This window comes from Comamonas sp. JUb58 (genome assembly GCF_004364775.1).
Lineage (GTDB): Bacteria > Pseudomonadota > Gammaproteobacteria > Burkholderiales > Burkholderiaceae_C > Comamonas.
The window spans coordinates 110388-123344 of sequence record NZ_SOAL01000019.1 but is presented as its reverse complement, the minus strand read 5'-3'; the positions used below and the strand labels follow the sequence as shown (position 1 = coordinate 123344).

At 58.7% G+C, this 12957-nt stretch carries 14 protein-coding genes; 9 read left to right on the top strand and 5 right to left on the bottom strand.

Going from position 1 to position 12957, the window contains the following annotated elements:
- The coding region (locus EDF71_RS19485; RefSeq protein ID WP_133858214.1) for a DDE-type integrase/transposase/recombinase at positions 1–614 on the top strand (614 nt) is incomplete at its 5' end.
- Positions 615–666: 52 nt separating this feature from the next.
- On the opposite strand, the gene EDF71_RS19480 is transcribed toward EDF71_RS19485, so the two are convergent.
- From EDF71_RS19480 to EDF71_RS19465, 4 genes are all read right to left on the bottom strand, one after another.
- A complete protein-coding gene (locus EDF71_RS19480) occupies positions 667–1272 on the bottom strand; it encodes a hypothetical protein (RefSeq protein ID WP_133858213.1) in 606 nt (201 codons plus the stop codon).
- 171 nt (positions 1273–1443) lie between these two features.
- Positions 1444–1659: a hypothetical protein gene (locus EDF71_RS19475; RefSeq protein ID WP_133858212.1), complete on the bottom strand. Its 216-nt coding sequence runs from the start codon at positions 1657–1659 to the stop codon at positions 1444–1446.
- A 383-nt stretch (positions 1660–2042) separates the two neighbouring features.
- Positions 2043–2297: a hypothetical protein gene (locus EDF71_RS19470; RefSeq protein ID WP_133858211.1), complete on the bottom strand. Its 255-nt coding sequence runs from the start codon at positions 2295–2297 to the stop codon at positions 2043–2045.
- A 164-nt stretch (positions 2298–2461) separates the two neighbouring features.
- The gene (locus tag EDF71_RS19465) at positions 2462–3295 is read right to left on the bottom strand and encodes a LysR family transcriptional regulator (protein WP_133858210.1); all 834 of its coding nucleotides are present in this window, start codon (positions 3293–3295) and stop codon (positions 2462–2464) included.
- A 129-nt stretch (positions 3296–3424) separates the two neighbouring features.
- Here EDF71_RS19465 and EDF71_RS19460 point away from each other — a divergent pair, with 129 nt between their 5' ends.
- The 7 genes from EDF71_RS19460 (at position 3425) to EDF71_RS19430 (ending at position 9767) form a co-directional block, all read left to right on the top strand.
- Positions 3425–4156: an SDR family oxidoreductase gene (locus tag EDF71_RS19460; protein ID WP_133858209.1), complete on the top strand. Its 732-nt coding sequence runs from the start codon at positions 3425–3427 to the stop codon at positions 4154–4156.
- Positions 4157–4393: 237 nt separating this feature from the next.
- Positions 4394–5356, top strand: coding sequence for a LysR family transcriptional regulator (locus EDF71_RS19455; RefSeq protein WP_133858208.1), 963 nt, complete (start codon positions 4394–4396; stop codon positions 5354–5356).
- Between the two features lie 115 nt (positions 5357–5471).
- Positions 5472–6455: an ABC transporter substrate-binding protein gene (locus EDF71_RS19450; RefSeq protein ID WP_133858207.1), complete on the top strand. Its 984-nt coding sequence runs from the start codon at positions 5472–5474 to the stop codon at positions 6453–6455.
- A gap of 41 nt (positions 6456–6496) precedes the next feature.
- Positions 6497–7240: an ABC transporter permease gene (locus EDF71_RS19445; RefSeq protein WP_133858222.1), complete on the top strand. Its 744-nt coding sequence runs from the start codon at positions 6497–6499 to the stop codon at positions 7238–7240.
- Between the two features lie 20 nt (positions 7241–7260).
- Positions 7261–8028, top strand: coding sequence for an ABC transporter ATP-binding protein (locus EDF71_RS19440; RefSeq protein ID WP_133858221.1), 768 nt, complete (start codon positions 7261–7263; stop codon positions 8026–8028).
- Between the two features lie 13 nt (positions 8029–8041).
- Positions 8042–9346 (top strand): FAD-binding oxidoreductase, encoded by a 1305-nt coding sequence (locus EDF71_RS19435; protein WP_133858206.1) that lies wholly within the window; start codon positions 8042–8044, stop codon positions 9344–9346.
- A 46-nt stretch (positions 9347–9392) separates the two neighbouring features.
- Positions 9393–9767 (top strand): RidA family protein, encoded by a 375-nt coding sequence (locus tag EDF71_RS19430; protein WP_133858205.1) that lies wholly within the window; start codon positions 9393–9395, stop codon positions 9765–9767.
- A 137-nt stretch (positions 9768–9904) separates the two neighbouring features.
- Here EDF71_RS19430 and EDF71_RS19425 read toward each other — a convergent pair whose 3' ends face one another.
- The gene (locus EDF71_RS19425; protein ID WP_133858204.1) at positions 9905–10849 is read right to left on the bottom strand and encodes a midcut-by-XrtH protein; all 945 of its coding nucleotides are present in this window, start codon (positions 10847–10849) and stop codon (positions 9905–9907) included.
- A gap of 627 nt (positions 10850–11476) precedes the next feature.
- Between EDF71_RS19425 and EDF71_RS19420 the strand changes: the two genes are divergently transcribed.
- Complete coding sequence (locus tag EDF71_RS19420) at positions 11477–12733, top strand: hypothetical protein (protein WP_133858203.1); 1257 nt, start codon at positions 11477–11479, stop codon at positions 12731–12733.
- Positions 12734–12957: the final 224 nt, after the last annotated feature.

The following is a 12957-nucleotide window of genomic DNA, read 5'->3' as shown; positions in this document are numbered from 1 at the left end:
CCGAGCCCAAAGAGGCGCATAAGGCTTTTAAGAGCTATGTCCCCGGCTATTTGCACATGGATGTGAAGTACTTGCCCCAGATGCAGGACGAAACCAAGCGCCGCTATTTGTTCGTGGCCATCGACAGGGCCACGCGCTGGGTGTTTGTGCAGATCAAGCCTGCCAAAACGGCAGCGGGCGCCAAGGCATTCTTGAGGGCCTTGCACAAAGCCTGTCCGATCAAGATAACCAAGCTGCTGACTGACAACGGCAAAGAGTTCACTGATCGCTTGTTTGCCAGTCATGCAAGAGCGCCCAGCGGCAGCCATGAGCTGGACTTGCTGTGCGAACAACTGGGTATCGAGCATCGCCTCACCCGGCCCCGGACACCCAGAACCAACGGCATGGTTGAACGCTTCAACGGCCGCATCGCAGATGTCCTCAAAACCCATCGCTTTAACAGCGCCGAGGATTTAGAACAAACGCTGATGCGTTACGTGGCCCTATACAACCACCAATTGCCGCAATCAGCGCTGCAAAGCAAAACGCCCATCCAAGCTATGAAGCAGTGGCACCAAACTGATCCCGAACTGTTCAATAAACGACCCTATGATCGTCCGGGATGCGACAGCTAGGCATCGGAGTCTTAGTAAAGGACCGCCTGCATAACTGGATATAAAAGCAGCGCTATATTGCTTTCTGGAATTCCAGCTCATAGCTGGGCATTCCAACACCACCGCCCGCTGCAGATTGCTCAAAGCGCAATGTTTGCATATCATCCCGCTTGGCAAATTCTGCCAAGATTAGTGCCATCATATAAAAAATATGACGCGGCGCCGCCATATATGCCATACCTTTACGAGCCCGTATAATCGTTCGATGGCCTCCGTTCTTGGCCATAGAGATAGGCCAGCCCTCTTCGAAAATACCCAAAACAGGCAAGTACAAAAAGGGGTCTTCTGAGCGAGGGCCAAAGACAAGATCCGATGAGAATCCTGCAAAAGGCGTTGTGGCATAAAACGCCTTCATCCGGATATCGGAGAATGCCTGACCCATATCATCACTTCGCCAAGATTGAATGCACAAATAACGTGCATCGCCACCAGCATCTGCTGGGAATCTCAGAAAACGGTATTCCTGTTGCGTGGCTGATATCTTTCTAAAAAATCCTGCGATGCCCATAAGGTCGGAATGGTGCACCACGATCCCAGGCAAGGCAATGTGGCCAACACACCTTTGGTTTAAATTTATTTTTATCAATGGATAGTTACTTACCATGGCTGGGCGATTCATTAAAAATCAAACTCACGTAGCTTTTCCGCTGAAGATCGGAACATCACTTCACGATGAAAAATACTGCATCAAATGCATTACCCCGGGAATACAAATTATCACCCAGACCACGAAAATTAACCATTTCTTGACTTGCATTTTCAACGCAACTACCCTCAACAAACAGAACCATCACAAACGAAAGTAGAACAAGGCCAGCGACATCAATACCAATGCAGCAACGATCTTGCCTCTATTTTCATTTGCAGCTTTTGCAACGGATGTCAGATTAGCCACACAAGCTACAGACGCTAAAAATGAGAATAATGCTGAGCCATAGTATTTATGCTCAAGCCCCTGCACTACGAACAAAATCAATATTGGGGATATAAGCAGGAATTTTTTCATTAGTACCCCTTAGCATCAAACCTGGTGCAGGCTAAATCTTAATTTTGCACCTGATACCCGAGCCACCATCTGAACAACAAAACAAGAATAAAGGAAACAAGCAGATATACGGTCAAGGCTACATTTTTGATAAAAACATCAGACAGCAAAGGATCCGCGAGCCAAATCTTAACGGGGAATACAGAGGCAGGAAGCAAATAAAGACAAGTATCGAGCTTTGATTTCTTCAAAAACGCCCCACAACTGCAACAGTTTTTTATAGCGCTAAAAATCGCTTTCCAAAACAGGAATTCTCCGCAATTTTCGCACCTACCTCTCATACTGCCTCCTGAGCTTTTTGTGCTTTTGTGCTTTTTAATCCAAATAGCTACTACCGTCATTAATTATATTAAGAAACCAGCAGCAATTCCTAAAGAAAAGAACGGGAAAATTGCGCCGTCCAGCAGAAAATACTTTAGCTTATCCTCATCAACCCGTCTAAGCCATTGCACCTCGATCAAGGCCAGCACCATTCCAATACCGAATGCCTTGAATATATTCAGAGCTGGCAAGGAAGCTATAAATCTTATAAAAAAGCAGGTGCATAAGCCAAGCAAAACGGCGAGCAAGGGGAAGAAAATTGAAATGAATCTGTGCATGATGGGCGGCCTTGGCTACATTACGTGCTTCCCCAATAATGGAAAAGCCGCGACGCCCTGCACTATTGCATAGATTGCAGGACCATCGCCTCATAAAGCCCTGAAGATGATCAGCGCTCAAGCACTCCGTCAACGCGGCTCTTTCCCTCGCAGCAGCGAATAGCTTAGAACGAGGACTTCGCACCCGTCCCCAACACCCCATCCCGCAAGCGCACCAGCGCCCCATTATCTAAAGCCTGCACGTTGTAGCAAAGCCCAATGCGGCGTTTCAGCTCCACCTCCAGCGGCTGGGTCTGCACGCCCGGCATTTCTTGCGCCAGGGATTCAGGCACTATCGCCCGGCCCACACCCGCCGCCACCAGGTCCAGCGCCAGCGAGAAATTGCTGGCCAGCGCGGCGGGCGAATCGGCACGGCTGCCGTAGATAGGCATCAGGCGTTGGTGGCTGGCGTGGGTGGGGCAGACGATCCAGTCGGTAGCGGTGTCTTGCGGGGTGTCTGCTGCGTTGTCTGGTGACAGCGCTTGGGCGGGCAGGGCCAGCACATAGCGCTCGCTCAGCAGTGGCAGGAACAGCTCGTCCTCGCAGCGCAACTCTTCGCTGGCCAGGCGCGCATCGCCCTCGCATTGCGCCAGCAGATGCAGCTGCAGGCCGGGCATGCAGGCGCGGGCGGTAGCGGCCAAGTGCTGCAAGGTGCTGCGGGCCACATCCTCCTCCACGCCAATGGTCAGGCGCTCGCGCTCGTCGCGTTTGCGAAAGCGCTGGGCCAGGCCATCGGCCTCGGCCACCATGCGGCGCAGTTGTGGGTAGAGCGCGCGGGCATCGTCCGTCACTTCCACACCACGCGCCTTGCGCACAAACAAGGCCGTGCCCAGGGCCTCTTCCAGCAGGCGGATGCTGCCTGACAGCGCCGGCTGGCTCAGGTGCAGGCGCTGCGCTGCAGCGGTGATATTGCGCTCTTCAAACACGGCGACAAAGGCGCGGAACTGGCGGTAATCCATGGCAAGTCATAAGCAAAACGTATGAGTGACAGAAGAATAAACCATTTTTCAAACAACATACGCTCGATCTACACTAGATTCTGTACTGATTCATCAGAAAAATCTATTTCTTTAGAAGGTTCCCAGATTATGCAAAACCGCAAACCCCTGATCGTCATCACCGGTGCCAGCTCGGGCATTGGCCTGGCTACCGCCCAGCTGTTTTCGTCGCTGGGCCACCCGCTGCTGCTGCTGGCCCGCCGGCTGGAAAACATGCAAGCCCTGAACCTGCCCGACACCCTGGCCCTCTCCGTCGATGTGACCGACCGCGCCGCACTGGCGGCCGCCGTGCAACAAGGCGAAGCCCGCTTTGGCCCGGCCGATGCCATCGTCAACAATGCCGGCGTCATGCTGCTGGGCGAGATCACCCGCCAGGACCCGGACCAGTGGGACCGCATGCTGGATGTGAATGTCAAAGGTGTCTTGAACGGCGTGCATGCCGTTGCCGCTGGCATGGTGCAGCGCCAGCGCGGCAACATCATCAATGTGAGCTCGGTGGCCGGCCGCAAGACCTTTCCCAACCATGTCGCCTATGTCGGCACCAAGTTCGCCGTGCATGGCCTGACGGAGAACCTGCGCGAGGAACTGGCTGCCCACAATGTGCGCGTGACCACCATCGCCCCCGGCGCGGTCGAGACCGAGCTGCTCGGCCACACCACCGATGACAGCATCAAGGCTGGCTACGAGGATTGGAAAACCTCCATGGGCAGCAAGGTGCTGTCGGCCCAGGATGTGGCCAACGCCATCCACTACGCCTATGCGCAGCCGGACGGTGTCTGCATTCGCGAAATCGTGCTGGCTGCAACGCGCCAGCAGGCCTAAACACACCGGCTTCACCCCGACTACAGCCTCCAAGGCCGCCAGCATGTTGCGGCCTTGGAGGCTTTTTTGTCGACGACTGAAGATGCCCCACCCAAGCGAAACTGATCCTGAGTATTAGTTTTAATTAAGTTGTTATCAAAATATCCGCTTAATGGCTAGTATTTGTAGAAATACTAATACTTAAAAATCCACCGCAAAACGCCTCAGCTGCTGCAGTGGATCCATCACGGAGACGACATGAAGACAACCTCGGGTCTCGATGTCCGCGCCTTGAAGATTTTCGAGGCCGTGGCGTCTTCGGGCAGCCTGTCCAAGGGCGCGGCAGCGCTGGGTGTCACGCAATCGGCGGTCTCGCAGACGATCACGCAGATCGAGGCGATCCTGGAGACGCAGGTGTTTGACCGCTCGCAGCGGCCCTTCAAACTCACACCGGCAGGCATTGCGCTCAGCCGCCGGGCCGGGCAGATTGTCGAGGACATGGAGCGCCTGGTGGTGCATGTGCGCGATGCCGATCTGGCCAGCCGCCCGGCCATCCGCGTCGGCATGATCGACTCCTTTGCCGCCACCGCAGGGCCGGCCATCGTCAAGAAGGTCACCGAATCGGCCAGCCAGTTGCTGCTCTGGTCGGGCCTGGCCAACAGCCATGCCACCGCGCTGATGAAGCGCCAGCTCGACCTGATCGTCACGACCGACACGCTCGATGACATCGACCACATCGTGCGCCGCTCCATCTTCTCCGAGCCTTTTATCGCGGTGATTCCCAAGGTGCGCGAGAAAGAGTTCAAGAACGCCGACCTCACCACCCTGATCGAGAAGATGCCGCTGATCCGCTTCAGCGCCCGCTCCCACTTTGGTGCCTTGATCGAGCGCCACCTGCGCCGCCAGGGCTTCAGCCCGCGCCCGTATCTGGAGATCGACACCTCCGACGTGGTCATGGCCATGGTTGCCGCCGACCTGGGCTGGACGGTCACGACGCCCATCTGCCTGCTGCAGGGCCGCACCTACAGCGGGCAGATCACTGCCATTCCGCTGCCCGGCGCCAGCCTGCACCGCACCATCTACCAGCTCTCCCGCGAGGGGGAGTATGTGGACATGGCCGAGAACTGCTTCCAAGTGAGCAGAAGCGTCATGGAGAACGACATCTTTCCCGATGTACGCCAACTGATCCCCTGGCTCAGAAGCGGGATCTCGCTGAGCTAGCCAGTCCTTGCACAAGCTGCTTTCCATGGCTGGGATGCCGCCGCATCCGCGCCAGGGGAGTGTCTTGTCCAGCGATTGGCCAGCTCTTTAAAAACAGTAAATCCAAGGAGACAACATGACCCTCAACCGCCGTTCCTTTATCCAGAAAAGCGCCGCTGCCTCATTTGCCGGTGCGCTGTCGCTGCCCAGCTTTGCGGCCGAGCAAACCCTTAAATACGGAGGCTCGCCCTGGCTGGGCCACTACCCCGCCCACCTCGCGATGGCCGAGGGCTATTTGAAGGAGGTAGGCATCAACCAGGACTGGCAGTCCTTCGCCACCTCATCGGCCCGCATGAGTGCCTTCATGTCCGGCGGTGTCGATATCGGCTGCGCCGGCATTGTCTCGGCACTGGCGCTGATGTCGCGCGGTGCCAAGCAGTTCGCGATCATTGCGATCCCGGAAAACTTTGGCCGGGTCGAAGGCCTGGTCGCCCGCAAAGGCATCGAGACCGTGGCAGATCTCAAAGGAAAGAAGATTGGCGTGACCTTCGCATCCAGCACCCATCTGCTGGTGCTCGATGTGCTGGAGCAGGCGGGCATCAAACCCGGCGAGGCCGATGTGCTCAACATCCCTGGCCCGGAGCTGCAAGGCGCCATCAAGACCGGCCAGATCGATGCGGCCGCTGCCTGGACCCCGCACTTTGACAACATCCTGCGCGAGCCCGGCGTCAAGCTGCTGGCCGATGACTCGCAGTTCAGCCTCTACAAGTCCTTCAAGGTCACGCCCGGCCCCGATGTGCTGCTGGTGCGCCGCGAGTTCGCCGCGCAAAACCGCGAGCTGGTCAAGCGCTACCTGTCGGCCTACTTCAAGGCCAGCGATCTGCTGCGCGAGCAGCCCGAGAAAGCCTCGCAGGCGCTGCTCAAGTTCACCGGCCTCAACATGAAGGAGCAGATGTCCGCCGTCACCGGCTCCGACTGGTACCCGCAAGCCCAGCAAAAAGAGCTGCTCACCGGCGAGTTTGTACAAGGCCTGCAAAAGCTGGCCGAGATGCTGGTCAAGCACAAGCAGATCGACAAGGCCCCGGTCGTCAAAGACTGGATCGATGCCTCCTTTGTCTGAAGGCCGGAGCGCGCAACGTGATATCCAAATCCCCATCCCGCATGGCACTGGCCGCCACCAGTGCGGCCTCGGTGCTGTTCTTCATCGCCCTCTGGGAGGCTGTGTGCCGCGCCGGCCTGGTCGATCCCATCTTTCTGCCCCCGCCCAGTGCCGCGCTGGGCAAGGCCGCCGCCATGCTGGGCGACGGCACTTTCTGGCCCCATATCCTAGCGTCCGCACGCCGGGTGATGATCGGCTTTTTGGCGGCCACCGCCGTGGCCATCCCGCTGGGCATCTTCCTGGGCACCTCGTCCTTTGCCCGGGCGGCCTTTGATCCCATCCTGTCCTTTCTGCGGCCGCTGCCGTCGATGAGCTGGATTCCGCTCTCCCTGCTGTGGTTCGGTATCACCGAGACGCAGAAGTACAGCATCGTCTTCATGGGCTGCTTTGCGCCGGCAATGGTCTATGTGATCGAGGCCACGCGCAATGTCGATCCGCTCCTGGTGCGCGCCGCGCAAAACCTGGGCGCCAACCGCTGGCAGGTGATGAAGGAAGTGATCCTGCCCGGCAGCCTGTCGCAGATCCTGAGCGGCTTCAAGGTCATCCTGGGCCTGGCCTGGACCTGTGTGATCGCCGCCGAGCTGGTCGCCGCCCGCGAAGGCCTGGGCTTTCTCATCATGAATGGCAAGGAGTTCTTCCAGACCGAAGTGGTCGTGCTGGGCATGGTGCTCATCAGCACCACGGTGCTGATCACCGACTTCGTCTTCCGTCAAATCGAAAACTGGGTACTGAGGTGGAAACAATGAACGAGCAACACAAAGGCTCCATGATTTCGGTGCAAGGCATTGCCAAGCACTACGGTGATTTCAAGGCGCTCGAGCGCGTCGATCTGGAGATTGAAAAAGGCGAGTTCGTCGTGCTGCTGGGCGCCTCGGGCTGCGGCAAATCCACCCTGCTCAACCTCGTCACCGGGTTTGACAAACCCACCGCCGGGCGCATCGTCGTCAACGGCCGCGAGGTCAACAAGGTCGATCCGCACTGCGGCATGGTGTTCCAGCAGTACGCGCTTTTCCCCTGGCTCACGGTGATCGACAACGTCGCCTTCGGCCTGAAGATGAAGGGCATTGCCAAAGCCGAGCGCCTGCAGGTGGCGCGCCGCTTTATCGAGATGGTCGGCCTCAAGGGCTTTGAGGACAAGTACCCCAATGCCTTGTCGGGCGGCATGCGCCAGCGCGTCTCCATCGCCCGCGTGCTCGCCAATGATCCGGATGTGATCCTGCTCGACGAACCCTTTGCCGCGCTCGATGCGATGACCCGCCAGGTGCTGCAGGACGAGTTGCTGCAGATCTATGAAAAGAGCAAGAAGACCATCATCTTCATCACCCACTCCATCGACGAGGCGCTGCTGCTGTCCACCCGCATGCTCATCATGAGCGCGCGGCCCGGCCGCGTGGTGACCGACATCCGCAACGACCTGCCCATGCCGCGCAATGCGCAGGTGCAACTCTCCCCGCGCTACAACGAACTCAAGGGCCAGATCTGGGACACCGTGCAGTCCGAAGTCATGCGCAGCCTGCAGGCCACCAGCCACTAACCACCACCACCCCATGTCCAAGCAACCTACTTTCCCGAGCTACCAAGCGAGTTCGGGCTGGAATACCTTGCTCCCAAAAAGGCAGGCCCATACCCAGGCGCCCAGCGAGCGGCACTTTGATGCCATCGTCATCGGCGCCGGCGTCACCGGCCTGGCCGCCGCCCGGCGCATTGCCGAGCTGGAGCCGCAAGCACGCGTGCTGCTGATGGATGCCAGCACCGTGGGCGATGGCTCCTCGGGCCGCAACTCGGGCTTTTTGATCAACCTGCCGCACAACACCGGCATGTCCGGCCACGGCAGCCCCATCGAGGTGGCGCGCAAGCAGATTGCGCTCTACAACACCGGCTTGGTCTGGCTCAAATCCCTGATCGACCAGCACCAGATCGACTGCGGCTGGAACCCTGTCGGCAAGTACCACGCCGCCGCCACACCCGATGGCGCAGCCCGCCTCAAAAGCACGCTCCAGCAGTACCAAGAATGGGGCGTGGCCTATACCGAGCTGGGGCGCGATGCCTTGCAGCAGCGCCTGGGCACCACGCACTACCACTACGGCTATCACTCGGACAACAACGTCTTTGTGCAGCCCGCCGCCCTGGTGCGCGGCCTGGCCGACAGCCTGCCCGCCAATGTGCAGCTCTGGGAGGGCGAGCCGGTACTGTCGCTGCAGGAGGGCAAGCCCCACACCGTGCGCACCGCCACGGCCGAGCTGACCGCTCCGCGCATCGTCATCGCCAACAACGGCTTTGCCCGCAAGCTCGGCTTTGCACGCGATCGCGTGTTCACCATCTACACCTATGCGGGCCTGACCGAGCAACTGGACGAGGAAGAGCTGCAAAAACTAGGCCCCGAGCCGGAATGGGGCGTGATCCCCGCCAACCGCCTGGGCACCACCTTGCGCAAGGTCGCGGGTGGCCGCTTTATGGTGCGCAGCTCCTACTCGTACGACAGCGAAGAGCCGCTCGCCGAGGTGCGCAAGGCCCTGCAGGGCTGCTACCAGATGCGCTATCCGCAGATGCGCTCGCATGCGCTGCCGCTGCTCTGGGGCGGGGTCACGGCCCTCACCCGCAACGGGGCGCTCTACTTTGGCCAAGTGGGCGATGGCCTCTACATCTCCATTGGCTGCAATGGCGCCGGCATGCTCAAAGGCAGCATGTTCGGCAAGCTGCTCGGCGAGATGGCCTGCGGCCAGCAATCCCCCCAACTGGCCGACGCGCTGGGCTTTGAACGCCCCAGCTGGCTGCCACCCGAGCCACTGCGCCGCATCGCCGTGGTCAGCACCATCCAATACCAGAAATACAAGGCCGGCATTGAGCGCTGATGCGCTTATGCGTGCCCGCTTCAGCCATCACCCAGGAGAACAGCAGATGACTACCCACACCACCAATACCATCACCCGCATTGGCGGCAACCACCGCATGTCCCAGGTCGTGCGCCACGACAACACCTTGTACCTGGCCGGCCAGGTGGCCGACAAAGTAGAGGCTGGTATCAACGGCCAGACCGAAGAAGTGCTCGCCAAGATCGACCGCCTGCTGGCCGAGCATGGCAGTCACAAGGAGCGCATCCTGAGTTGCCAGATCTACCTGGCCGACATACGCCATTTCGCCGAGATGAATGTGGTCTGGGACCAGTGGGTGGCCGCAGGCCATGCCCCCGCCCGCGCCACCTTGGAAGCGCGCCTGGCCAGCCCGGCCAAGCTGATTGAGATATGCGTGGTGGCCAGCGCGGCAGCGGCATAGCGGCAAGGTGGCCTATGGCCGCATCCCGCGATCTCTGAAACGGCGAAAGTCCACTGGCAAAAAAAGACAGTGGCAGCAGCTGCCACGGCAACTGCCCCACTGCGACTCCCTCCCGCCTTGTTGTGCGCTTGCGGGCCTCAGTTGATCGTCAGCTCCTGCCAGCAGGTGGCAATGGGCTCGTTCCAGGTCAGCGTTGGCGTGTTATCCGGTGCAAACACATAGCCTGCCGGCGCGGTGGCGACGACCGAGGCATTGCTCGTCCGTAAGGCTTCGGCGTTGGTCAGGTTATTGCTGCCGTCGTATTCGGCGTCCGTGGCCTCACGCGTGTAGCTGAAGGCCGTGCTCACGCCCGCCACGTCAAAGCTGGGTTCGGTAGCTACCAGCGGCGCGTAGACCAGCATTTGGTTCAAAAAGGGATTGTCAGAATTCATGCCATAGACGCCGATAGGGGGCTCGGTGTCATTGGTGCAACCAAAGCTGGGGGCAGCCGTGCTGGTAATCACCAGTGGCTCGACCGGCGGCGTGCAGGCAAAGGCCTGGGTGGTACAGCTGGCCCCAGGCTCCACCTCGCTGTTGACGGCGCAGCTGCCGGTATCGGCCGCATTGCCATTGGCGGTGATGCGGATGCGCGTGCCGCTGGTGTTGGTCACCGTCTGCACGGGTGCCGGGTCGGCATAGACGATGGTGTTATCGGCCACCGTGCCACCCGCTGCATTGCTGAACTCATAAGGGCCGGCGGCGCGCACCGCATTGACCAGCGAGCCCCCGCCCAGTGCCGAGAGGCTGACAGCAGCAGCCATGCCCACCACGGCCATCATGCGGTGGCTGCCACCCTGGTGGCGATGGCGCCAGGCCAGGCCCGCCACCAACATTGCCAAAGCGCCCACCGCCAACATGCCCAGCCCAGGCACCGCCGTGGCGCTGCCGACAGGCGGAGCAGCGGCCGCCGCATAGGTCAGTGAGATCTCGCAAGTGCCTGCAGTCTGTGCCCAGGCCGTTGAGCCCCATGCGGCCAAGGCCGCGGCTGCGCTCAAACGCGCCAGTGGCAGCCCAGGGCGCCATGAAAGTGTCCGTGTAGCCATTCCATCTCCTCGTAATTCATCCGCCAACACCTGGGACCCCGCCCTGCCACCCCATTACTTCGCCATGGAAGTAGTGGTAGGGCGGACTGGCGAATCAAGAACCAGCACCCAGATGCGGGTCAAGCCTGCGTGAATACGAGATAAAGATCAAATTCAATTAGTAAGCAAGTATTGCTTAATTGTGAAAATGCAAACGCTATTTCGAGAGCGCAAGACCAAATGTCTCAGGCATTGAGCGGCATCACTGCTGAGCTTTCCTCTCAGACGATTGATTAGGAAACAGTCTTGTTATTCATAAAGCAAATAATAAAGATAAATTATTATCCCCCGAAAATGCTGTCGCACAGTGGCTAAATTGCGCTGGAAACAAGGATCCAGCACTTCAGGAAAATGCTTACCGGCACACATTGACGAATATCAAGACAGGTTCATCACGCCAATAATTTAACAATATTTGACAAATGTGAATGAGTGCACACTTTCAAGAAAATCACCTAGAAAACTTCATAAGCCCATGTTTCACATCAACTCTTACTAATACGAGAGAATCACTATAGTAATTTTGATATCCAATATAGCTATGATAGAAATGCTCATCATAAATTTAAATATTTAAAGAGGTGAGCAATGAAACTAGGACAACTGCTGGCAGGCGTGCTGGTCAGCGTACCGGCCTTGGTGATGGCGCAGGCGAATATCGAGAACGGCACTTTGCGTGTCGGCGTACGTGCCGATGGGGCGCTGATGCCACAAGAAATATCGCCGCTGACGGGTATTACTTACCTGGCCAATGGGCAGGATGGCCTGACCCCAGGCTGCCCTTGCGAAGCCTGGGGCATTGCTGATGCGCTGACCAACACCTCCGGCTTCACCGGCTCCAGCGTGGGAACCACCGGCATCACGTCTGAGTCCTTTACCTCCACAGCTAGCACGGCCACCTCGGTTGCCAATGCCTTTGGCACATTCCGGGTGACCCACGCGTTTGCGCCGTCCAGCACCAATAATATTTACGAAGTAAAAGTTACCATCGAGAACATCTCTTCGACACCGGTCGAAGCCCTGTACGGCCGAGCCATGGACTGGGATGTGTTCCCCACGCAGTTCAACGAATACACGACCATCCAGCGCGGCAGCAGCACGGCGCTGGTCTTCTCCAGTGACAACGGTTTCCATACCGCTGATCCGCTGGAAAGCGACCCCGGCATTCTGTTTGTCGACCAGGACGTGGTGGACAGCGGCCCCTATGACCATGGCGCGCATTTCCGCTTCAACTTCGGCACCATCGCGCCGGGTGCCAAGGTAGATTTCACGATCGGCTACGGCGCCACCGACAACCAGGTGGACGCACTGGCCGCGTTGGCCACCTTTGGTGCCGAGGCCTATTCGCTGGGCAAACCCAGCGAGAACCCTCCGGGCACCCCCAATACGGATGGCACGCCCAACACTTTTATCTTTGCCTTCAAGGGCATTGGCGGTGTGCAGCTGATTGGTGTCGACGCGGTCGATGACACGGCGCCCGCCCTCACCCGCCCGACCAGCGGCTCGGTTACGGCGATCAATGTGCTGGCCAATGACACGGTAGATGCCGCGCCGGCTACCACCAGCAATGTGGCGCTGACGGCGGTGGGTACCTGGCCTGCTGGCATCACGGTGACGCCTGGCGGGGATGTGCTGGTTTCTTCTGCTGCTGCGCCGGGTGCCTATACGATGAGCTACCAGATTTGCAGCACGGAGCAGGAGACGCAATGTGATACGGCTACCGTTACTTTGCAGGTGAATGCGCCTGCGGTGGTGGTGCCCAAGGCGGTGCCTGTGGGTCATCCGCTGGTGTTGGCTGGGCTGGGCTTGTTGCTGCTGGGCGTGGCCCGCCGCAAGCTGGGTTGATTGCCTGCTTAGCTGTGTGCTTATCTCTGTAAATAGGCGCTGATCCTCAATGCCCTGTGGCTTTTGCGCGGGGCGATTTTTGTTTTCTCCTTGGTGCTTGCTTGCCTGTGCATCGGCCTGTTTCAGGCGCCAAACAAAGCGATGTTCCATGACCTCACCCGCTGGGACGAGACCCAACCAGCACGCCTAAAAAGCACCAAACCAAACAAACAGCAGACACAAAA

Bases quoted from the DNA above. Each gene is read 5' to 3' on its own strand.
- EDF71_RS19480 (WP_133858213.1), bottom strand. From the start codon at position 1,272: ATGAATCGCCCAGCCATGGTAAGTAACTATCCATTGATAAAAATAAAT.
- EDF71_RS19475 (WP_133858212.1), bottom strand. From the start codon at position 1,659: ATGAAAAAATTCCTGCTTATATCCCCAATATTGATTTTGTTCGTAGTG.
- EDF71_RS19470 (WP_133858211.1), bottom strand. From the start codon at position 2,297: ATGCACAGATTCATTTCAATTTTCTTCCCCTTGCTCGCCGTTTTGCTT.
- EDF71_RS19465 (WP_133858210.1), bottom strand. From the start codon at position 3,295: ATGGATTACCGCCAGTTCCGCGCCTTTGTCGCCGTGTTTGAAGAGCGC.
- EDF71_RS19460 (WP_133858209.1), top strand. From the start codon at position 3,425: ATGCAAAACCGCAAACCCCTGATCGTCATCACCGGTGCCAGCTCGGGC.
- EDF71_RS19455 (WP_133858208.1), top strand. From the start codon at position 4,394: ATGAAGACAACCTCGGGTCTCGATGTCCGCGCCTTGAAGATTTTCGAG.
- EDF71_RS19450 (WP_133858207.1), top strand. From the start codon at position 5,472: ATGACCCTCAACCGCCGTTCCTTTATCCAGAAAAGCGCCGCTGCCTCA.
- EDF71_RS19445 (WP_133858222.1), top strand. From the start codon at position 6,497: ATGGCACTGGCCGCCACCAGTGCGGCCTCGGTGCTGTTCTTCATCGCC.
- EDF71_RS19440 (WP_133858221.1), top strand. From the start codon at position 7,261: ATGATTTCGGTGCAAGGCATTGCCAAGCACTACGGTGATTTCAAGGCG.
- EDF71_RS19435 (WP_133858206.1), top strand. From the start codon at position 8,042: ATGTCCAAGCAACCTACTTTCCCGAGCTACCAAGCGAGTTCGGGCTGG.
- EDF71_RS19430 (WP_133858205.1), top strand. From the start codon at position 9,393: ATGACTACCCACACCACCAATACCATCACCCGCATTGGCGGCAACCAC.
- EDF71_RS19425 (WP_133858204.1), bottom strand. From the start codon at position 10,849: ATGGCTACACGGACACTTTCATGGCGCCCTGGGCTGCCACTGGCGCGT.
- EDF71_RS19420 (WP_133858203.1), top strand. From the start codon at position 11,477: ATGAAACTAGGACAACTGCTGGCAGGCGTGCTGGTCAGCGTACCGGCC.